Origin of the sequence: Streptomyces sp. OZ13, from assembly GCF_052068155.1 — a bacterium.
In the GTDB taxonomy this organism is placed as follows: domain Bacteria; phylum Actinomycetota; class Actinomycetes; order Streptomycetales; family Streptomycetaceae; genus Streptomyces.
The window spans coordinates 246,521-266,675 of the sequence record NZ_JBQHCZ010000006.1; the positions used below are offsets into that span (position 1 = coordinate 246,521).

Genomic DNA, 20,155 nt, shown 5'->3' on the forward strand with positions numbered 1-20,155 from the left:
GCCAGTAGGGTGGACGGCATGGCCGACCCCTCCAGCTACCGCCCCAAGCCGGGACAGATCCCCGACTCACCGGGGGTCTACCGGTTCCGCGACGAGCACCGCCGGGTGATCTACGTCGGCAAGGCCAAGAGCCTGCGCCAGCGCCTCGCCAGCTACTTCCAGGACCTGGCGAATCTGCACCCGCGCACGCGCACCATGGTGACCACCGCGGCCTCCGTGGAGTGGACGGTCGTCTCCACCGAGGTGGAGGCGCTTCAGCTGGAGTACTCCTGGATCAAGGAGTACGACCCCCGGTTCAACGTCAAGTACCGCGACGACAAGAGCTATCCGTATCTGGCGGTCACCCTCGACGAGGAGTTCCCGAGGGTGCAGGTCATGCGCGGCGCCAAGCGCAAGGGCGTGCGGTACTTCGGTCCTTACGGGCACGCCTGGGCCATCCGCGAGACCGTCGACCTGATGCTGCGCGTCTTCCCCGTGCGCACCTGCTCCGCGGGCGTCTTCCGCAACCACGTGCAGAAGGGCCGCCCCTGCCTGCTCGGTTACATCGGCAAGTGCTCGGCGCCCTGCGTGGGCCGCGTCACCCCCGAGGAGCACCGCGAACTGGCCGAGGAGTTCTGCGACTTCATGGCCGGACGCGCCGGCACCTACATCCGCCGCCTCGAGAAGCAGATGATGGCCGCCGCCGAGGAGATGGAGTACGAGAAGGCCGCCCGGCTGCGGGACGACATAGAGGCCCTCAAGCGCGCCCTCGAGAAGAACGCGGTGGTGCTGGCCGACGCGACCGACGCCGACCTCATCGCGCTCGCGGAGGACGAGCTGGAGGCCGCCGTGCAGATCTTCCACGTCCGCGGCGGCCGCGTCCGCGGCCAGCGCGGCTGGGTCACCGACAAGGTCGAGAACGTGGACACGGCCGGCCTGGTCGAGCACGCGCTCCAGCAGCTGTACGGCGAGGAGAGCGGCGACGCCGTCCCCAAGGAGGTCCTGGTCCCCGCCCTGCCGGAGGACACGGAGGCCGTCACCGAGTGGCTGGCCGGCCGGCGCGGCGCGGCCGTCTCCCTGCGCGTTCCGCAGCGCGGCGACAAGAAGGCCCTGATGGAGACCGTCGAGCGCAACGCGCTCCAGGCCCTCGGGCTGCACAAGACCAAGCGCGCCAGCGATCTGACCACACGCTCCCGCGCCCTGGAGGAGATCGCCGAGGCGCTCGGCCTGGACTCGGCGCCGCTCCGCATCGAGTGCTTCGACATCTCGCACCTCCAGGGCGAGGACGTGGTGGCGTCCATGGTCGTCTTCGAGGACGGCCTCGCCCGCAAGAGCGAGTACCGCCGCTTCCAGATCAAGGGTTTCGAGGGGCAGGACGACGTCCGGTCCATGCACGAGGTGGTCACCCGGCGTTTCAAGCGCTATCTCGCGGAGAAGGACCGCACCGGAGAGTGGATCGGCGGCGACGACCCGGCGCACGAGGCGCTGGAGGACGACGGCCGGCCCAAGAAGTTCGCGTACCCGCCGCAGCTGGTCGTCGTCGACGGCGGGCAGCCGCAGGTCGCCGCGGCCAAGCGCGCCCTGGACGAGCTCGGGATCGACGACGTAGCGGTCTGCGGTCTCGCCAAGCGGCTCGAGGAGGTCTGGCTGCCGCACGAGGACGATCCCGTGGTCCTGCCGCGTTCGAGCGAGGGCCTGTATCTCCTCCAGCGGGTGCGTGACACGGCTCACGACTTCGCCATCCGCTATCAGAGGTCCAAGCGGTCCAAGCGCATCAGGACCAGCCCACTGGACGCGGTCCCCGGTCTCGGGGAGACCAGGAAGCAGGCCCTGATCAAGCATTTCGGCTCGGTCAAGCGTCTGCGGCAGGCGACAATCGAGCAGATCTGCGAGGTTCCCGGCATGGGCCGCAAGACCGCCGAGTCGGTGGTGGTGGCGCTGGCGCAGTCGGCGGCGCCCGCGCCCGCCGTGAACACCGCGACAGGAGAGATCATTGAAGACAGCGACGGGGGCAGCACGACATGACTGAGCACGACGGAGACGGAGCAGCAGACGTGAGTACGGGCAACGGCACCGAGCCCCGTGAGACCGCGGCGGACGTGGCCATCCCGGAGCTGGTGATCATCTCCGGTATGTCGGGCGCGGGCCGCAGTACGGCAGCCAAGTGCCTGGAGGACCTCGGCTGGTTCGTCGTCGACAACCTGCCGCCCGCCCTGATCCCCACGATGGTGGAGCTCGGCGCTCGCTCCCAGGGCAACGTCGCCCGGATCGCGGTCGTCGTCGACGTACGCGGCCGGCGTTTCTTCGACAATCTCCGCGAGTCCCTGGCCGACCTGGACGCCAAGCAGGTCACGCGCCGGATCGTTTTCCTGGAGTCCTCCGACGACGCCCTGGTGCGCCGTTTCGAGTCGGTCCGGCGCCCGCACCCGCTGCAGGGCGACGGCCGGATCGTCGACGGCATCGCGGCCGAGCGCGACCTGTTGCGGGAGCTGCGCGGCGACGCCGACCTGGTGATCGACACCTCCGGCCTGAACGTCCACGAGCTGCGCGCCAAGATGGACGCCCAGTTCGCGGGCGACGAGAAGCCCGAGCTGCGGGCCACGGTGATGTCGTTCGGCTTCAAGTACGGCCTGCCCGTCGACGCGGACCTCGTCGTGGACATGCGCTTCCTGCCGAACCCGCACTGGGTGCCGGAGCTGCGTCCCTTCACCGGCCTGAACGACGAGGTGTCGAACTACGTCTTCAACCAGCCCGGCGCCAAGGAGTTCCTCGACCGCTACACGGAGCTGCTCCAGCTGATCGCCGCCGGGTACCGCCGTGAGGGCAAGCGCTATGTGACCGTCGCCGTCGGCTGCACCGGCGGCAAGCACCGCTCGGTCGCCACCTCGGAGAAGCTCGCCGCCCGTCTGTCCGCCGCCGGTGTCGAGACCGTCGTCGTCCACCGGGACCTGGGGCGCGAGTGACCGGACGCAACCTCCGGCTGCGACGGCTGCGCAGAACCACGCGCACGCCGTCGGCCCGGAAGCGCGGAGCCCAGCCCAAGGTCGTCGCCCTCGGCGGCGGGATGGGGCTGTCCGCCTCCCTCACGGCCCTGCGCCGTATCACCGGCGACCTCACGGCGGTCGTCACGGTCGCCGATGACGGTGGTTCCAGCGGCCGGCTCCGTGAGGAACTCGGCGTGCTGCCGCCCGGCGACCTGCGAAAGGCCCTGGCGGCGCTGTGCGGCGACGACGACTGGGGTCAGACCTGGGCGCGGGTCATCCAGCACCGTTTCCAGTCCCAGGGCGAGCTGCACGAGCACGCCGTCGGCAATCTGCTGATCGTGGCGCTGTGGGAGCAGTTCGGCGACCATGTCCAGGCACTGGACCTGGTCGGCAAACTGCTCGGCGCGCACGGGCGGGTGCTGCCCATGTCGGCCGTGCCACTCGAGCTCCAGGCGCTGGTGCGCGGGCACGACCCGAGCCGCCCGGACGAGGTGGACACCGTGCGCGGCCAGGCGACCGTGGCGCTCACGCCGGGTGAGGTGCAGTCCGTGCATCTCGTGCCGAACGACCCGCCGGCCGTCCCGGAGGCCGTGGAGGCCGTGCTGGACGCCGACTGGGTGGTCCTCGGTCCCGGCTCCTGGTTCTCCTCGGTGATTCCGCACCTTCTCGTGCCCGAGCTGCTCGACGCGCTGGTGCAGACCAAGGCCCGCCGGGTGCTCTCGCTCAATCTCGCGCCCCAGCCCGGAGAAACTGAGGGCTTCTCCCCGCAGCGTCATTTGGAGGTTTTGGGACGACACGCGCCTAAACTCGCCCTGGACGTGGTGCTGGCCGACGAGGCCGCAGTGCCCGACCGCGAGTCCCTCGCCGACGCCGCCAAGCGGCTGGGCGCCGCGGTCGAGCTGGCTCCGGTGGCCTCTCCCGACGGACTTCCGAAGCACGACCCGGAGCTGTTGGCCGCCGCGTACGACCGTATTTTTCGGATGCATGGAAGGATCGGCCCATGGCGATGACGGCAGCGGTGAAGGACGAGATCTCCCGGCTCCCCGTCACCCGGACCTGCTGCAGAAAAGCGGAGGTCTCGGCCATCCTGCGGTTCGCGGGCGGTCTGCACCTGGTGAGCGGCCGCATCGTGATCGAGGCGGAGCTGGACACCGGCATCGCCGCGCGTCGGCTCAAACGGGACATCCTGGAGATCTTCGGCCACAGCTCGGAGCTGATGGTCATGGCGCCCGGCGGTCTGCGCCGCGGCTCCCGTTTCGTCGTGCGGGTGGTGGCGGGCGGTGACCAGCTCGCCCGCCAGACGGGTCTGGTCGACGGCCGGGGGCGCCCGATCAGGGGCCTGCCGCCCCAGGTGGTCTCGGGTGCGACGTGCGACGCGGAAGCCGCCTGGCGGGGCGCGTTCCTGGCGCACGGTTCGCTGACCGAGCCCGGCCGGTCGTCCTCCCTGGAGGTCACCTGCCCGGGGCCGGAGGCGGCCCTCGCGCTGGTGGGCGCCGCCCGTCGGCTCTCGATCGCCGCGAAGGCGCGCGAGGTGCGGGGCGTGGACCGGGTGGTGGTCCGTGACGGTGATGCGATCGGCGCGCTGTTGACGCGGCTCGGGGCCCACGAGTCGGTGCTGGCGTGGGAGGAGCGGCGGATGCGGCGCGAGGTGCGCGCCACCGCCAACCGCCTGGCCAACTTCGACGACGCCAATCTGCGCCGCTCGGCCCGTGCGGCCGTGGCGGCGGGCGCCCGGGTGCAGCGTGCTCTGGAGATCCTCGGCGAGGAGGTGCCCGAGCATCTCGCGGCCGCGGGCCGGCTGCGCATGGAGCACAAGCAGGCCTCGCTGGAGGAGTTGGGGGCCCTCGCCGACCCGCCGCTGACCAAGGACGCGGTCGCGGGCCGGATCCGCCGCCTGCTGGCGATGGCGGACAAGCGCGCCCAGGACCTGGGTATCCCGGGTACGGAGTCGAATCTGACGGAGGAGATGGCCGACGGTCTGGTCGGCTGACGCTCCTGGCATGTAGCTCGACAGCTTTACTGCCGACGCCTCTTGAGGCGTCGGCAGTGTCGTTTCCCGGCCCGCGTGGGCCGATCCGGCCCTATTGACATGATCATGGAGAGTCATGAGCCTGTCGCATGCCCGTCATCACGGCGGACACGAGCACTTTCCTGGCAGACAACAGCAAGGGGGGCTTATGAGACGCAGAGCGAGATCGATCCTCGCCGCTGCCGCACTCCTGGTCGCAGGAGTATCGGCAGCGCCGATCGCGCAGGCCGATTCCGGGGGCGGGAACGGCGACGAACTCGCCGTATGGCATGCGGAAGTGAGCAAGGAACAGGTCCCGTTGATCCTCGCGGCGGGCACCGACGGCCATGAGCTGGGCGAGCAGATCCCGGACAAGGGCACCGCCACCATCGAGCTCCACCTCACCGAGCGGCAGGCCGGCGAACTGCGTGAGCAGGGCGTCGACATCACCGAGCACACCCTCTCCGCCAAGACGGAGAAGCACCTCGCCGCCGCAGGCGACGGTGTCTTCCGCCCGTACAGCGGCGAAGGCGGCCTCAAGGACGAGATCCTCGCCACCGCCAGGGCCCATCCGGCCCTCACCAAGGTCGTGAGCATCGGCCGGACCGTCAAGGGTCAGGACATCCTCGCCCTCAAGGTCTCCAGGGGCGCGGACAGGTACCGCGACGGCTCCAGGCCCGCCACCCTCTACATGTCCAACCAGCACGCCCGGGAGTGGATCACCCCGGAGATGACCCGGCGGCTGATGCACCACTACCTCGAGGGCTACGGCAAGGACCCGCGGATCACGAAGATCGTCGACTCCACCGAGCTGTGGTTCGTCCTGTCGGCCAACCCCGACGGCTACGACCACACATTCACCGGCACCGAAGAGCGCCAGTGGCGCAAGAACCTCCGCGACAACAACGGCGACGGGCGGATCACCGCGGGCGACGGCGTCGACCTCAACCGCAACTTCGCCTACAAGTGGGGCTACGACAACGAGGGGTCCTCGCCCGACCCGTTCGACGAGACCTACCGCGGCACCGGCCCCGGATCCGAGCCGGAGACCAAGGCCATCGACCGCTTCCAGAAGCGCATCGGCTTCCAGTACGGCATCAACTACCACTCCGCCGCCCAGCTGCTGCTGTACGGAGTCGGCTGGCAGGTCGCCACACCCACCCCCGACGACGTCCTCTACCGGGCCCTCGCGGGCACGCCGGGCAACTCCGCGATCCCCGGCTACCGGCCCCAGCTCTCCTCCGAGCTCTACACCACCAACGGCGAGGCCGACGGCCACGCGGCCAACGTCAACGGGATGATGATGTACACCCCCGAGATGTCGACCTGCGCCACCGCCTCGCGCGTCGACCCCGACGACGAGTGGAACGCCGCGGACTGCGCGTCCATCTTCACCTTCCCCGACGACGAGGAACTGATCCAGCAGGAGTTCGCCAAGAACATCCCCTTCGCGCTCTCCGTGGCCGAGACCGCGGCCCATCCCGACCAGCCGTCCTCCTCGCTGGGCCTCACGGCCGCGGACTTCACCCCCGACACCTTCGCCACGTCCTACGCACGGGGCGAGGACCAGGAGGTCTCCGTCACCGCCCGCAGGTCACTGCGCGACAAGGAGCTCAACTACCGCATCAACGGCGGCCGCACGCACGGCGCGGAGCTGCACCCGTGGAAGGGCGGCGAGCGGTTCGGCGGCGAGGACAACCTCCACTTCGACGAGTACCGCGCCGAGGTCGAGGGCGCAGGGCCGGGCGACCGGGTCGAGGTGTGGTTCACCGGCAGGACCAGGAGCGGCGAGCGCACCGCCAGCGAGCACTTCACGTACAAGGTCGCGGAACGGCCGCGCGGGGACACGCTGGTGATCGCGGAGGAGGGCGGCACGGCCGCCGCCGCGCACAGCGCCGCCTACACCCGCGCCCTGGCCGCCAACGGCCACCGCAGTGCCGTCTGGGACGTCGCCACGCAGGGCGCCCCGCACCCGCTCGCGGTCCTCGGTCACTTCCGGACCGTCGTTTGGTACTCGGGCGCGGCCGAGCCGTCCTGGGCGACCACGCAGGCCGTACGGGCCTACCTCAACGAGGGCGGAAAGCTCGTCTCCATGGGCGAGCGCGCCGGCGGTGACGCCGACCTCGGCGGGGCGCTGAGCGACGACTTCTCGCAGTACTACCTCGGAGCATCCGGACGGGCCTCGCTCGCCGGAGTGACCGGCTTCCTCGGCACCGGACGCCTCACCGGCGCCTCCGGCGCCCTCGGGGGCGTCCCGGGCAACCCGCTGGACGCGGCCGGCGCCTACACGATCACCTCGGACACCCTGCCGCCGGACGAGTTCCCGCGGTTCGACAGCGCCGCCGCGGGTGACTACCCGGGCGCCAGGATGCCGTTCTCGCCGTACGGCGGTGAGTGGTACGCGGCGGTCACCCACCGCAACTCCTCGTGGGCGCGGCTGTCCCGCACGATCGATCTGACCGGCACGGCGGCCGCCGACCGGCCCGCCCTGGACATGCGGCTGAGCTTCGACACGGAGCCCGGCTACGACAACGCCGTCGTCGAGGTCCACACCGTGGGCCAGGACGACTGGACGACGCTCCCGGACGCCGGCGGCGGCACCTCCACCGAGGTCCCGGCCCAGTGCGACGGCGGCTTCTACATCGATCAGCACCCGTTCCTGCGGCACTACCTCACCCTCGGCGAGGACGCGTGCACGGCGAGCGGTACCACCGGCGCGTGGAACGCCTTCACCGGGGCGTCCGACGGCTGGCGGGCGGCCTCCTTCGACCTGAGTGCCTACGCGGGCAAGCAGATCGAGGTCTCCGTCTCCTATGTCACCGACCCGAGCGAAGGCGGCCGCGGTGTCTTCGTCGACGACACCCGGCTCGTCACCGGCGGCGTGGAGCAGCCCATCGAGGGCTTCGAGACCTCGCTGGAGCCCTGGGCGGCAGCCGGCCCACCTGAGGGCAGCCCCGCCCTGCGGGGGAACTGGGAGCGCAGCCAGGACCTGTATCCGTCCGCGTCGGCGGTGAGCACGCGCGACAGTGTGCTGATCGGTTTCGGCCTCGAGCACGTGCGAACGGCGTCCGACCGTGAGCGGATCGTCGCCGCGGCACTCAGGGCGCTGCGGCGCTGAGAAGAGCCGTGACCGGGCGCGGGGCGACGCTTTGAACGCCCCGCGATCCGGTGCGGGACACGGTGGCCGGAATTCCTACTGGCGGGTACGGGCCACCGTGTTGCACACACGGCATCTCGATGTCACTACGGGGCCTTCAGGGGGGTAGGGTCGTAGGCGGTCGGGGACATCCCATACAACTCGCCGGCGTCGAAAACCGGCGTACCAACGAGGAGATCGGTTCGTGACGATCCGCGTAGGCATCAACGGCTTTGGCCGCATCGGTCGTAACTACTTCCGCGCGCTGCTGGAGCAGGGTGCAGACATCGAGATCGTGGCTGTCAACGACCTGGGTGACACTGCGACCACGGCCCACCTGCTGAAGTACGACACCATCCTCGGCCGTCTCAAGGCCGAGGTGAGCCACACCGCCGACACCATCACGGTCGACGGCCACACCATCAAGGTGCTCTCCGAGCGCAACCCCGCCGACATCCCGTGGGGCGAGCTGGGCGTCGACATCGTCATCGAGTCGACGGGCATCTTCACCAAGAAGGCCGACGCCGAGAAGCACATCGCCGGCGGCGCCAAGAAGGTCCTCATCTCGGCTCCGGCCAAGGACGAGGACATCACCATCGTGATGGGCGTCAACCAGGACAAGTACGACGCCGCCAACCACCACGTCATCTCCAACGCCTCCTGCACCACCAACTGTGTGGCGCCGATGGCCAAGGTTCTGGACGAGAACTTCGGCATCGTCAAGGGTCTGATGACCACGGTCCACGCGTACACCAACGACCAGCGGATCCTGGACTTCCCCCACTCCGACCTGCGTCGCGCCCGCGCCGCCGCGGAGAACATCATCCCCACGACCACCGGTGCCGCCAAGGCCACCGCCCTGGTCCTGCCGAAGCTGAAGGGCAAGCTGGACGGCATCGCGATGCGCGTCCCGGTCCCGACCGGTTCGGCCACCGACCTGGTCGTCGAGCTCGAGCGTGAGGTCACCAAGGACGAGGTCAACGCCGCGTTCAAGAAGGCCGCCGACGACGGCGACCTGAAGGGTGTCCTCTTCTACACGGAGGACCCGATCGTGTCCTCGGACATCGTCGGCGACGCCGCGTCCTGCACCTTCGACTCCTCGCTGACCATGGTCCAGGAGGGCAAGTCGGTGAAGATCCTCGGCTGGTACGACAACGAGTGGGGCTACTCCAACCGCCTCGTGGACCTTACGGTCTTCGTGGGCAACCAGCTCTGATCAGCAGCGCCTGATCTGATCTGCACCTGATCTGCAACGAGAGCACAAAGATGTGAGCAACAGGGCTCGGGCAGCGCAAAGTGGCGCCGTTCGAGCCCTGTCGCGCGTGCAGCCCTCCGAGGAGCCGTAAAAACATGAAGACCATCGACCAGTTGCTGGCCGACGGGGTCGCGGGCAAGCGGGTATTCGTCCGCGCCGACCTCAACGTGCCGCTCGACGGCACGACCATCACCGACGACGGCCGCATCCGGGCCGTGCAGCCGACCATCGCCAGGCTGGCGGAGGCCGGGGCCCGGGTCGTCGTCGCCTCGCACCTGGGCCGCCCCAAGGGCGCCCCGGACCCCGCCTTCTCGCTGGCCCCGGCCGCCGCCCGGCTCGGGGAGCTGCTCGGCACGCACGTGGAGTTCGCGACCGACACCGTCGGTGAGTCCGCCGCGGCCGCTGTCGCCAACCTCGAGGACGGCCGGGTCGCCGTCCTGGAGAACCTCCGCTTCAACCCCGGCGAGACCTCCAAGGACGACGCCGAGCGCGGCGCCTTCGCGGACCGGCTCGCCTCCCTCGCCGATGTGTACGTCGGCGACGGCTTCGGCGCCGTGCACCGCAAGCACGCCTCCGTGTTCGATCTCCCGGCCCGGCTGCCGCACGCCGCAGGCTTCCTGATCGACACCGAGGTCGGCGTCCTCAAGAAGCTCACGGAGGACGTCAGCCGGCCCTACGTCGTCGTGCTCGGCGGCGCCAAGGTCTCCGACAAGCTCGGGGTCATCGACCACCTGCTGGAGAAGGCCGACCGCATCCTCATCGGCGGCGGCATGGCGTACACCTTCCTCAAGGCCCAGGGCCACGAGGTCGGCATCTCGCTGCTCCAGGAGGACCAGGTCCCGGCCGTGCTCGAGTACCTGGAGCGCGCCAAGGCCAAGGGTGTGGAGTTCGTGCTCCCCGTCGACGTGCTGGTCTCGTCCGAGTTCCCGGACCTGAAGACCAAGGCGCCGGCCAACCCCACCGTCGTCGCCGCGGACGCCATCCCCGCCGACCAGGAGGGTCTGGACATCGGTCCGAAGACCCGCCAGCTGTACGCCTCGAAGCTCGCCGACGCGGCCACCGTCTTCTGGAACGGCCCCATGGGCGTCTTCGAGCACCCCGACTACGCCGAGGGCACCAAGGCCGTTGCCCAGGCGCTCGTCGACTCCCCGGCCTTCTCCGTGGTCGGCGGCGGCGACTCCGCCGCTGCCGTGCGGATCCTGGGCTTCGACGAGAAGGCGTTCGGCCACATCTCGACCGGCGGCGGCGCGAGCCTCGAATATCTCGAAGGCAAGACGCTTCCCGGCCTTGCCGCACTGGAGGACTGACCCCGCATGACTGCTACTGACCAGGGCCGCATCCCGCTGATGGCGGGCAACTGGAAGATGAACCTCAACCACCTCGAGGCCATCGCTCACGTCCAGAAGCTCGCCTTCGCGCTGGCCGACAAGGACTACGACGCCGTAGAGGTCGCCGTCCTGCCGCCCTTCACCGACCTTCGGTCCGTCCAGACCCTGGTCGACGGCGACAAGCTGAAGATCAAGTACGGCGCCCAGGACATCTCGGCGCACGACTCCGGCGCCTACACCGGCGAGATCTCCGGCCCGATGCTGGCCAAGCTGAAGTGCACCTTCGTCGCGGTGGGCCACTCGGAGCGCCGCCAGTACCACGCCGAGACCGACGAGATCTGCAACGCCAAGGTGAGGGCGGCCTTCAAGCACGGCCTGACCCCGATCCTGTGCGTCGGCGAGGGCCTCGACATCCGCAAGGCCGGCAACCAGGTCGAGTACACGCTCGCCCAGCTCGACGGCGGTCTGAAGGATGTCCCGGCCGAGCAGGCCGAGACCATCGTGATCGCCTACGAGCCGGTGTGGGCCATCGGCACCGGCGAGGTCGCCACCCCCGAGGACGCGCAGGAGGTCTGCGGTGCGATCCGCGGCCGTCTCGCGGAGCTGTACTCCCAGGAGCTGGCCGACAAGGTCCGGATCCAGTACGGCGGCTCGGTGAAGGCGGGCAACGTCGCCGCGATCATGGCCCAGCCCGACGTGGACGGCGCCCTGGTCGGCGGGGCGGCGCTGGACGTGGACGAGTTCGTCAAGATCGTCCGGTTCCGCGACCAGTGAGTATGCGGTAGCGCCGATCCGGCGTACCCTTGCGGGGGCCTGCGGCTCACACATCGAGCCCGGGCCCCCGTCGTCCGTATTGAGTCCAAGAGAATTGCCAGGAAGTAGGGTCCAGCCGTGGTTATGGGATTCTCGATCGCCCTGATCATTTTCAGCGGGCTGCTGATGTTGCTCGTGCTGATGCACAAGGGGAAGGGCGGCGGTCTTTCCGACATGTTCGGTGGCGGAATGCAGTCCTCTGTCGGCGGCTCCTCCGTGGCCGAGCGGAACCTCGACCGCATCACCGTCGTGGTCGGTCTGCTGTGGTTCGCGTGCATTGTCGTACTTGGTCTGCTGATGAAGCTGGACAGCTGACCCACCGATTCCCCGTCCCGAGCTGGGGTGTAACTCCAATCACTGGACGAGCGTTGGGCCTTACGTAGACTGGGGCACTCGCGGCGCAGCCGCTGTGAGACGCTGTGCAGCACCATCACGCAGGGAGTTACGACCGTGGCAAGTGGCAACGCGATCCGGGGAAGCCGGGTCGGAGCGGGGCCGATGGGCGAGGCAGAGCGAGGCGAGTCCGCGCCGCGCCTCCGCATCTCCTTCTGGTGCTCGAACGGGCACGAGACGCAGCCGAGCTTCGCCAGTGACGCACAGGTCCCCGACACGTGGGACTGCCCGCGGTGCGGGTTCCCGGCCGGCCAGGACCGGGACAATCCGCCGGACCCGCCGCGCACGGAGCCGTACAAGACGCACCTCGCGTACGTTCGCGAGCGGCGCAGCGACGCGGACGGCGAGGCGATTCTCGCGGAAGCGCTCGCCAAACTGCGGGGCGAGATCTAGTTCTTGAGTCCGGCCGCCACCCGAAAAGGGTGACGGCCGGACTTGTCTTTACCGGGCCGCTTCTCGTGCGCCGCCCCGCCGACGCCTCACCGACCGGCCTGATCAATTAGGTTGGAACCGCAGCGGGGCATGCAGGCAGGTACGAGAAGAAGTGGGCTGATGTCCGAGATGAACGCAGGCAAGACCAGGCTCAACCGGATGCCCGAGTGGACCGCTCTCGGCAAGCACCGCGAGCAGCTGGGCGGGACGCATCTGCGGGAGCTGTTCGCGGCGGACGCGGAGCGCGGCAGCAAGTACACCCTCCAGGTGGGTGATCTGTACCTGGACTACTCCAAGCACCTGATCACCGACGAGTCGCTGGCCCTGCTGCGCGAACTGGCCGCCGCCACCGACGTCGCCGGGCTGCGCGACGCCATGTTCCGCGGCGAGAAGATCAACACCACCGAGGACCGGGCGGTCCTGCACACGGCCCTGCGTGCCCCGCGGGACGCCGTCATCGAGGTCGACGGCGAGAACGTGGTGCCGGACGTCCACGCGGTGCTGGACAGGATGGCCGCCTTCTCGGAGCGGATCCGCTCCGGCGAGTGGACCGGCCACACCGGCAGGCGCATCAGGAACATCGTCAACATCGGTATCGGCGGCTCCGACCTCGGGCCCGCGATGGCGTACGAGGTGCTCCGGTCCTACACCGAGCGGGACCTGACGTTCCGTTTCGTCTCGAACGTCGACGGCGCCGATCTCCACGAGGCCGTAAGGGATCTCGACCCGGCGGAGACGCTCTTCATCATCGCCTCGAAGACCTTCACCACCATCGAGACGATCACCAATGCCACCTCCGCCCGCGAGTGGCTGCTCACGAACCTCCGGGTCGGCCCCGACGCGGTCGCCAAGCACTTCGTCGCCCTGTCCACCAACGCCGAGAAGGTCTCCGACTTCGGCATCGACACGGCCAACATGTTCGAGTTCTGGGACTGGGTCGGTGGCCGCTACTCGTACGACTCCGCGATCGGCCTGTCCCTGATGATCGCGATCGGCCCCGAGCGGTTCCGCGAGATGCTCGACGGCTTCCACCTCGTCGACGAGCACTTCCGCACCGCGCCCCCCGAGGCCAACGCCCCGCTCCTGCTGGGCCTTCTGGGCGTCTGGTACGGGGCGTTCTTCGACGCCCAGTCGCACGCGGTGCTGCCCTACTCGCACTACCTGTCCAAGTTCACCGCGTACCTCCAGCAGCTCGACATGGAGTCCAACGGCAAGTCGGTCGACCGTGACGGCAATCCGGTCGACTGGCAGACCGGCCCCGTCGTGTGGGGCACCCCCGGCACCAACGGCCAGCACGCGTACTACCAGCTGATCCATCAGGGCACGAAGGTCATCCCCGCGGACTTCATCGGCTTCGCCAAGCCGGTCCCCGGGCTGCTCGCCGGACTCGTCCCGCAGCACGACCTGCTGATGGCCAACTTCTTCGCCCAGACGCAGGCCCTCGCCTTCGGCAAGACGCCCGAGGAGGTCAGGGCGGAAGGCGTCGCGGAGGACCTGGTGCCGCACAAGACGTTCAAGGGGAACCACCCGACGACGACGATCCTCGCGGAGGACCTCACGCCCTCCGTACTGGGCCAGTTGATCGCCCTCTACGAGCACAAGGTGTTCGTGCAGGGCGCGATCTGGAACATCGACTCCTTCGACCAGTGGGGAGTCGAGCTCGGCAAGGTCCTCGCGAAGAAGATCGAGCCGGTGCTGACCGAGGGCAGGGGCGGCGAGCAGCTCGACAGCTCCACCGCGACGCTGGCCGGCAAGTACCGGACACTGCGCGGCCGGTGACCTGATGGCGGGGGAGAACACGGTGCGGCTGCGGCCGCCGAACAACCGGCTGAACGAACGGGCCGTCAACTGGTGGCGCGCGCAGGTCCTGCTGACCGCCGCCGTACCGGCTCTCGTGCTGTCCGTGCTGGGCGCGTTCATCGAGCCCGCCCGCACCTGGCTGCTGGTCCCGGCAGGCGTGATCGCCGTCGTCGGGCTCGCCTGCACCGCGTTCTTCCCCGCCTGGTGGTACCGCGTACACCGCTGGGAGGTCACCGACGACGCGGTGTACGTACGCACCGGGGCGTTGTGGCAGGAGTGGCGGATCGCACCCATGTCCCGCATCCAGACCGTGGACACGGTCAGAGGGCCGCTCGAGCAGGCGTTCAGGCTCGCCACCGTCACGGTGACCACCGCCTCCGCCAAGGGCGCCGTCAGGATCGAGGGACTCGACCACGAGGTCGCCGCCGAACTCGCGGAGAGCCTGACCCTGATCACCCGGGCCACGCCCGGGGACGCGACATGAGCACACCGGAAGAGGAGTGGCGGCGGCTCGACGGACGCACGGTCGTGGTGACCGCCCTGGTCATGGCCGGCTTCGCGGCCGGCGCCGGGCTCCCCGCTCTCCTCGGGCTCGCGGGTGGCATGCCGCTGTGGAAGGCCCTCGGCTGGGTGCTGGCGGGGGCGGCCCTGGTCATCGGCGCCGGCACCGCCGCCGACCTGGTCCGCTGGCAGCGCACCCGCTACCGCATCGGACCGGAGCGGGTCGAACTCCACACCGGGCTGGTCCTGGTCAAGCGCCGTTCGCTGGCCCGCGAACGCATCCGGAGCGTCGACCTCACCGCCAACGTGCTGCTGCGCGTCCTCGGACTCGTCAAGGTCCGCATCGGCACGGGCGAACACGCCGTGGGCGGTGAGTCCACGCTCGAACTCGACGCCGTCGGCCGGGCGGAGGGGGAACGGCTGCGGCTCGAGCTGCTCGCCAGGACCACCCCGCGGGAGGCGGCCACCCACCCCGACGGCGAACTCGCCGTCCTCGATCCGGCCTGGATCCGCTACGCGCCGGTCTCCTTCGTCGCCCCACTGCTCGGCGGCGCGGCGGCGGGCGCGGTGATGCAGGTCAGCCAGTGGTTCGGGGCACAGGCCGAGGTCATCGACTGGGTGGGGGACCGCTTCCAGGACACCCCCCTCGTATGGGTGATCGTCACCCTGGCCGCCGTCGCCCTCGTCGCCGGTGTCGTCGGCGCGCTCGGGCTCTGGATCGAGATGTGGTGGAACTACCGGCTCGAACGGGAGCCCGGCGGCACACTGCGGGTGCGGCGAGGCCTGTTCACGTCACGCTCGATATCCATCGAGGAACGCCGGCTGCGCGGCGTCGACCTGGTCGAGCCGCTGGGCATCCGACTCTTCGGCGCCGCGAGGCTGGACGCCGTCGCCACCGGGCTCGTCAAGGACGAGAAGGACAAGCACGCCGACATCAACGTCCTGCTGCCCGCGGTGCCGCGGGCGCTGGCCGACGAGGTCGCCGCCCAGGTGCTCCGCGACTCCGCCTCCCCGACGCGGCAGTCCCTCCTGACGCCCCACCCACGGGCCGCTCGCGGCAGACGGCTGCGCCGGGCACTGAGCGCGGCGCTGCTGCCCGCGGCGGTCCTCGCGCCCCTCGGCGCGCTGCTCACGCCCGTGCTCCTGTGGATCGCGGTCGCCTGGGCGGCGGTCGGGGTTCCCGTCGCGGTGCTCCTCGCGCTCGACGCGTACCGGGCGCTCGGCCACGGGATCGCAGGCGACTACCTCGTCACCCGCTCCGGCACCGTCCGCCGCAGCACGGTCGCACTGCAGCGGACGGGCGTGATCGGCTGGACGGCCCGCCGCTCCGTCTTCCAGCGCCGCGCGGGCCTGATCACGCTGATGGCGACGACGGCGGCGGGCGCGGGCGCGTACGGCGTCTACGACGCCGCGGAGGGGGAGGGCCTGACGTTCGCGTCGGAGGCGGTGCCGGGGCTGCTGGAGCCGTTCCTGGAGCGCGACTCGGACCCGGCTCCCTGACGCGGCTGCACCTGGCTGTACCGGCGGGCCGCACCGGGACGTCTCGCCCGAGCCGGACCCGTACGACGCCTTGAATCCACCGGCCTCAGCCATCGGCTCCCGACAGACCGGACTCCCCATGAACCGCCCGGCGCGCGCTCACCCCGGCGGCGGGGCAGCGGTGCGGCTCTCGGCAGGCGCGCCCGCTCAGCGCGACGGCGACACCAGGCCCAGCTCGTAGGCGATGATGACCAGTTGGACCCGGTCGCGGGCCGCCAGCTTGGTGAACAGCCGTCCCACGTGGGCCTTGGCCGTGGCCGGGCTGATGCAGAGCCGGTCGGCGATCTCGCCGTTGGACAGGCCACGGCCGATGAGGGTGAGCACCTCGCGTTCCCGGTCGGTGACGCCCCCGATCGCCCCGTGCCGGGGCGCCGCCGCGGGCTCCGGCCGGGCGGCGAACTCCTCGATGAGACGGCGGGTCACGCTCGGCGCGATCAGGGCGTCGCCGGCGGCGACCACGCGGATGGCGGTGAGGATGTCGTCCAGGTCCATGTCCTTCACCAGGAACCCGCTCGCGCCCGCGCGCAGCGCGCCGTAGACGTACTCGTCGTCGTCGAAGGTGGTGAGTACGAGGACGCGTGCCGCGCTCGGGCCCGCGAGGATCCGTGCGGTCGCCTCGATGCCGTCCATGCCGGGCATCCGGATGTCCATCACCACCACGTCGGGCCGGACGTCCTGGGCCAGTTGGACCGCCTGTGCGCCCGTGCCCGCTTCTCCCACGATCTCCAGGGCGGGGCAGTCCGAGATGAGAACGCGCAACCCGGCGCGCACCAGCGGCTGGTCGTCGACGAGCAGTACACGCACGGGGTGAGGAGTCATCGCACGCCCGCCGGAACCGGCAGGCGCACCGCCACGCGGAAGCCCCCTTCAGGGCGAGGCCCTGCGGTGAACCGGCCGTGCAGCAGGACGGCCCGTTCGCGCATCCCGGTGATGCCGTATCCGGTGCCCGCGGTCGCGGAGCCGTTGCCGTCGTCGGTGATCTCGAGGGACAGTTCGTCCTCCTGGTAATCGATGACCACCTGACACTCCTGAGTACCCGCGTGACGCACCACGTTGGTGATGCCCTCCTGGATGATGCGGAAGGCGGACAGTTCGACGTCCACGGGGAGCGGGCGCCGTTCTCCCCGCCACTCCACCTCCACCCGGACACCGCCCTCCAGTGTGGTCGCGACCAGCCGGTCGACGTCCGCCAGGCCGGGGGCAGGGGCCAGCGGCGCCCTTTCCGGTTCGGCCTTGCGGAGCGCGCCGAGCATGCGTCGCAGCCCCGCCAGGGTGTCCCTGCTGGTGGTCTCGATGGAGGCCAGTGCGTTGCGGGCCTCCGCAGGCTGGGTGTCGATGACCCGGCGGCCGGTACCGGCCTGGATGGCGATGACGCCGATGCTGTGGGCGACCATGTCGTGCAACTCCCGGGCGATTCGAAGCCGTTCGGCGGTGACCGCCCGGTCGGCGGCCTGGGCCCGTACCGTTTCCGCGTGCTCGCGGCGTTCCTGGACGAGATGGCCGGTCGTCCCGGCGAGGGCGAGCATCAGGACGAGGACCACGACGGCTGAGACGAAGGCGTCCGACCCGCTCCGGTAGTGGCCCACGGCGGCGATCTGCACGGCGATGGTCACGGCCGCGGCGGCGAGCGCCGTCCGGAGCGTCCGGGTGGCGGCAATGCCGCAGACCGCGAGATCGGTGACCAGCGCCTGCAGGTATCCGATCTGCCACGCGGGTGCCGATGAAGCGAAGGGGAAGGCCGCGGCCAGTTTGGAGGCTGCAAGCACGGTCGCGGCGAACGAACCGGCAAGCATCAGCACCAGGGCCGGCCACGGCCGGTGCCGCAACAGTGGAAACGCCAGTACCGACAGCGCGGCCGGCAGGAGGAGTCGCGCACCGGTGGGTTCGCGCTCGACCAGCACCGCGACGTACAGCAGGAACGGGTAGGCGAGCGCCCCGCACCAGGCCAGGGCCCGCAGTGGTGTCGACGGTGGGCGCCACGAGCGGGGGACACGCGGTGAGACGCTCATGCCGCGATCATAAGTACGGGGCCGGAGCGCGAGCATCGGCCCTGCGGCGTACGCCCCGGGGCTACGGCCGGCCTGCGGGTGTGGCCCTCGGGCCGATGCCGCGGGGGCCGCGCCCACGGGACGGTGGCCCGGTGATCGAAGTCAACGAACTGACGAAGCGATACGGCCCCAACACCGCCGTCGACGGCCTGACCTTCACGGTCCGCCCCGGCCACGTCACCGGGTTCCTCGGCCCCAACGGCGCCGGCAAGTCCACCACACTACGGATGATCCTCGGCCTGAACACCCCCACCAGCGGCACCGTCGTCGTCGACGGAGTGCCGTTCCGCGGACGTGCGCGCGGCCTGCGGCACGTCGGGGCACTGCTCGACGCGCACGATGTGCACGGCGGACGCAGCGCGCGGGCGCACCTGTCGGCGCTCGCGCACGGCAACGGGCTGCCACGGCGCCGGGTGGACGAGGTCCTGGCGGAGGTGGGGCTGAGCGCCGCGGCCCGGCGCCGTATCGGAGGTTTCTCGCTGGGGATGAAGCAACGACTCGGCATCGCCGGCGCGTTGCTCGGTGACCCGCCGGTGCTGCTGTTCGACGAACCGCTCAACGGGCTGGACCCGGAGGGCGTGCTGTGGGTACGCGGCCTCTTCCGGCGGCTGGCCGACGAGGGCCGTACGGTGCTGGTCTCCAGCCATCTGATGGGGGAGATGGAGCACACGGCGCAACAACTGGTCGTCATCGGCCGCGGCGAGCTGATCGCCACGGAGAGCCTCGCGAAGTTCGCCGCCCGCGGCTCCCGGCAGGGTGTGACGGTCCGTACGCCCGACGTCGCCGGACTGACGTCCGCTCTCACCACGGCGGGGGCGACCGTCCGGCACGAGGACGACGGTTCGTGCACGGTGACAGGCCTGAACGCGCGGCGCATCGGCGAACTCGCCCATCATCACCGCGTCCTGCTGCACGAACTCACCACCCGGGCCGCCTCGTTGGAAGAGGCGTTCATGGGACTGACGGCCGACAGCGTGGAATACGGCTCGGGAGGAGCCCGATGACCGTCCCACGGACCACCACCGCGAAGGCGGTCCCCGGGCCGCGGGTGTTCGCGGCCGTCGCCGAAGTCCCTGCCCGGTTCCGGGATCTCCTCGTTGCCGAGTGGATCAAACTCTGGTCGCTGCGCTCCACCTACTGGGTCCTCGGAGGCAGCGCGCCGGTCGTCGTCGGGATCAACGTCAATTCCGCCTGGTCCAACGCCGACCGGCTGGCGCAGCAGTACGGCCGGCCGGCCGCCCCGCCTCCCGGCATGCCCGAGAAGCCGGAGATGCTGTTCGATCCACTGGGAACCGCGTTCGTCGACCCGGCATGGCAGCTCCTCATGGTCGTCGCCGGGAGCGTCGGCGCCATCGCGGTCTTCGGCGAGTACACCAGCGGTCTGATCCGGACCACTTTCGCCGCCGTACCGGCGCGACGGGCGGTGATGGCGGCCAAGGCGACCGTGATGACCGCGGTCATGCTCGTCCTCGGCGTGGTCGTCGCAGGCGCGTCGTTCGGCGTGACCCAGGCGATCCTGCGCGACCACCACGGCCTGTCCCTCGGCGATCCCGGGGCTCTGCGGGCCGTCGCCGCCGCCGCGCTGCTGGCCCCGCTGTGCGCCCTCGTCGGTATGGCCCTCGGGGCCCTCGTCCGCCACGCCGCGGGTACCGTCGTCGCGGTCGTCGGTGTACTCCTGTTGCTGCCGGCGCTCTTCCAGGGTGAGACCTACCGGTGGGTGAAGGAGATCGGCAACGCGATGCCGCTATCGGCCTGGCAGGCCCTGGTGCGGAACCCCGAACGCGACTACTCCATGAGCAAGTACCCGGTGTCGGTCACCGAGGCGTGGATCGTCTTCGGCGCATGGTCGCTCCTCGCGGCGATCGTCGCGGTGGCCGTCGTGCATCGCCGCGACGTCTGAGCGGCCCGCGGCGGGACGGAGCGGGACCGCCGCAGCCGC

Annotated in this window: 17 protein-coding genes; 15 read left to right on the forward strand and 2 right to left on the reverse strand. The window is 70.5% G+C overall.

All coding sequences use genetic code 11. The annotated features are described in order from the left end of the window. The first annotated feature begins 18 nt into the window (after positions 1–18). From uvrC to ACTMTU_RS17670, 13 genes are all read left to right on the forward strand, one after another. Positions 19–2,004: an excinuclease ABC subunit UvrC gene (gene uvrC, locus ACTMTU_RS17610; protein ID WP_441264414.1), complete on the forward strand. Its 1,986-nt coding sequence runs from the start codon at positions 19–21 to the stop codon at positions 2,002–2,004. Continuing rightward, positions 2,001–2,942 (forward strand): RNase adapter RapZ, encoded by a 942-nt coding sequence (rapZ, locus tag ACTMTU_RS17615; protein WP_441264415.1) that lies wholly within the window; start codon positions 2,001–2,003, stop codon positions 2,940–2,942. Before uvrC ends, rapZ begins: the two co-directional genes overlap by 4 nt. Next, positions 2,939–3,973 carry a gluconeogenesis factor YvcK family protein gene (locus ACTMTU_RS17620; RefSeq protein ID WP_441264416.1) on the forward strand — a complete coding sequence of 345 codons (1,035 nt, stop codon included), beginning with the start codon at positions 2,939–2,941 and terminating at the stop codon, positions 3,971–3,973. The genes rapZ and ACTMTU_RS17620 overlap by 4 nt, the downstream gene beginning before the upstream one ends. After that, entirely contained in the window at positions 3,964–4,953 is a 990-nt protein-coding gene (whiA, locus tag ACTMTU_RS17625) for a DNA-binding protein WhiA (RefSeq protein WP_005318962.1), read from the forward strand. Before ACTMTU_RS17620 ends, whiA begins: the two co-directional genes overlap by 10 nt. 187 nt (positions 4,954–5,140) lie before the next feature. After that, positions 5,141–8,089: a M14 family zinc carboxypeptidase gene (locus ACTMTU_RS17630; protein ID WP_441264417.1), complete on the forward strand. Its 2,949-nt coding sequence runs from the start codon at positions 5,141–5,143 to the stop codon at positions 8,087–8,089. A gap of 223 nt (positions 8,090–8,312) precedes the next feature. Further along, the gene (gene gap, locus ACTMTU_RS17635; RefSeq protein WP_441264418.1) at positions 8,313–9,323 is read left to right on the forward strand and encodes a type I glyceraldehyde-3-phosphate dehydrogenase; all 1,011 of its coding nucleotides are present in this window, start codon (positions 8,313–8,315) and stop codon (positions 9,321–9,323) included. Positions 9,324–9,457: 134 nt separating this feature from the next. Further along, complete coding sequence (locus tag ACTMTU_RS17640) at positions 9,458–10,669, forward strand: phosphoglycerate kinase (RefSeq protein ID WP_441264419.1); 1,212 nt, start codon at positions 9,458–9,460, stop codon at positions 10,667–10,669. A gap of 6 nt (positions 10,670–10,675) precedes the next feature. Next, the gene (gene tpiA, locus ACTMTU_RS17645) at positions 10,676–11,464 is read left to right on the forward strand and encodes a triose-phosphate isomerase (protein ID WP_441264420.1); all 789 of its coding nucleotides are present in this window, start codon (positions 10,676–10,678) and stop codon (positions 11,462–11,464) included. Positions 11,465–11,587: 123 nt separating this feature from the next. Next, entirely contained in the window at positions 11,588–11,818 is a 231-nt protein-coding gene (gene secG, locus ACTMTU_RS17650) for a preprotein translocase subunit SecG (protein ID WP_005318972.1), read from the forward strand. Positions 11,819–11,953: 135 nt separating this feature from the next. Continuing rightward, positions 11,954–12,289: an RNA polymerase-binding protein RbpA gene (locus ACTMTU_RS17655; RefSeq protein WP_003957010.1), complete on the forward strand. Its 336-nt coding sequence runs from the start codon at positions 11,954–11,956 to the stop codon at positions 12,287–12,289. Positions 12,290–12,457: 168 nt separating this feature from the next. After that, a complete protein-coding gene (gene pgi / locus ACTMTU_RS17660; protein WP_441264470.1) occupies positions 12,458–14,107 on the forward strand; it encodes a glucose-6-phosphate isomerase in 1,650 nt (549 codons plus the stop codon). 4 nt (positions 14,108–14,111) lie between these two features. Next, positions 14,112–14,612, forward strand: coding sequence for a PH domain-containing protein (locus tag ACTMTU_RS17665; protein ID WP_441264421.1), 501 nt, complete (start codon positions 14,112–14,114; stop codon positions 14,610–14,612). Continuing rightward, the gene (locus ACTMTU_RS17670; protein ID WP_441264422.1) at positions 14,609–16,129 is read left to right on the forward strand and encodes a PH domain-containing protein; all 1,521 of its coding nucleotides are present in this window, start codon (positions 14,609–14,611) and stop codon (positions 16,127–16,129) included. Before ACTMTU_RS17665 ends, ACTMTU_RS17670 begins: the two co-directional genes overlap by 4 nt. Before the next feature lie 186 nt (positions 16,130–16,315). Here the strand turns inward: ACTMTU_RS17670 and ACTMTU_RS17675 are convergent, their stop codons facing one another. Both ACTMTU_RS17675 and ACTMTU_RS17680 read right to left on the reverse strand, forming a co-directional pair. Then, entirely contained in the window at positions 16,316–16,987 is a 672-nt protein-coding gene (locus ACTMTU_RS17675; protein ID WP_441264423.1) for a response regulator, read from the reverse strand. Then, the gene (locus ACTMTU_RS17680) at positions 16,984–18,177 is read right to left on the reverse strand and encodes a sensor histidine kinase (RefSeq protein WP_441264424.1); all 1,194 of its coding nucleotides are present in this window, start codon (positions 18,175–18,177) and stop codon (positions 16,984–16,986) included. Before ACTMTU_RS17680 ends, ACTMTU_RS17675 begins: the two co-directional genes overlap by 4 nt. A gap of 131 nt (positions 18,178–18,308) precedes the next feature. Between ACTMTU_RS17680 and ACTMTU_RS17685 the strand changes: the two genes are divergently transcribed. Both ACTMTU_RS17685 and ACTMTU_RS17690 read left to right on the forward strand, forming a co-directional pair. Continuing rightward, positions 18,309–19,220 carry an ATP-binding cassette domain-containing protein gene (locus tag ACTMTU_RS17685; protein ID WP_441264425.1) on the forward strand — a complete coding sequence of 304 codons (912 nt, stop codon included), beginning with the start codon at positions 18,309–18,311 and terminating at the stop codon, positions 19,218–19,220. Further along, positions 19,217–20,116 carry an ABC transporter permease gene (locus ACTMTU_RS17690; protein WP_441264426.1) on the forward strand — a complete coding sequence of 300 codons (900 nt, stop codon included), beginning with the start codon at positions 19,217–19,219 and terminating at the stop codon, positions 20,114–20,116. The genes ACTMTU_RS17685 and ACTMTU_RS17690 overlap by 4 nt, the downstream gene beginning before the upstream one ends. The last annotated feature ends 39 nt before the right edge of the window (positions 20,117–20,155 follow it).

Bases quoted from the DNA above. Each gene is read 5' to 3' on its own strand.
- uvrC (WP_441264414.1), top strand. From the start codon at position 19: ATGGCCGACCCCTCCAGCTACCGCCCCAAGCCGGGACAGATCCCCGAC.
- rapZ (WP_441264415.1), top strand. From the start codon at position 2,001: ATGACTGAGCACGACGGAGACGGAGCAGCAGACGTGAGTACGGGCAAC.
- whiA (WP_005318962.1), top strand. From the start codon at position 3,964: ATGGCGATGACGGCAGCGGTGAAGGACGAGATCTCCCGGCTCCCCGTC.
- ACTMTU_RS17630 (WP_441264417.1), top strand. From the start codon at position 5,141: ATGAGACGCAGAGCGAGATCGATCCTCGCCGCTGCCGCACTCCTGGTC.
- ACTMTU_RS17640 (WP_441264419.1), top strand. From the start codon at position 9,458: ATGAAGACCATCGACCAGTTGCTGGCCGACGGGGTCGCGGGCAAGCGG.
- tpiA (WP_441264420.1), top strand. From the start codon at position 10,676: ATGACTGCTACTGACCAGGGCCGCATCCCGCTGATGGCGGGCAACTGG.
- secG (WP_005318972.1), top strand. From the start codon at position 11,588: ATGGGATTCTCGATCGCCCTGATCATTTTCAGCGGGCTGCTGATGTTG.
- pgi (WP_441264470.1), top strand. From the start codon at position 12,458: ATGAACGCAGGCAAGACCAGGCTCAACCGGATGCCCGAGTGGACCGCT.
- ACTMTU_RS17665 (WP_441264421.1), top strand. From the start codon at position 14,112: ATGGCGGGGGAGAACACGGTGCGGCTGCGGCCGCCGAACAACCGGCTG.
- ACTMTU_RS17670 (WP_441264422.1), top strand. From the start codon at position 14,609: ATGAGCACACCGGAAGAGGAGTGGCGGCGGCTCGACGGACGCACGGTC.
- ACTMTU_RS17675 (WP_441264423.1), bottom strand. From the start codon at position 16,987: ATGACTCCTCACCCCGTGCGTGTACTGCTCGTCGACGACCAGCCGCTG.
- ACTMTU_RS17680 (WP_441264424.1), bottom strand. From the start codon at position 18,177: ATGAGCGTCTCACCGCGTGTCCCCCGCTCGTGGCGCCCACCGTCGACA.
- ACTMTU_RS17690 (WP_441264426.1), top strand. From the start codon at position 19,217: ATGACCGTCCCACGGACCACCACCGCGAAGGCGGTCCCCGGGCCGCGG.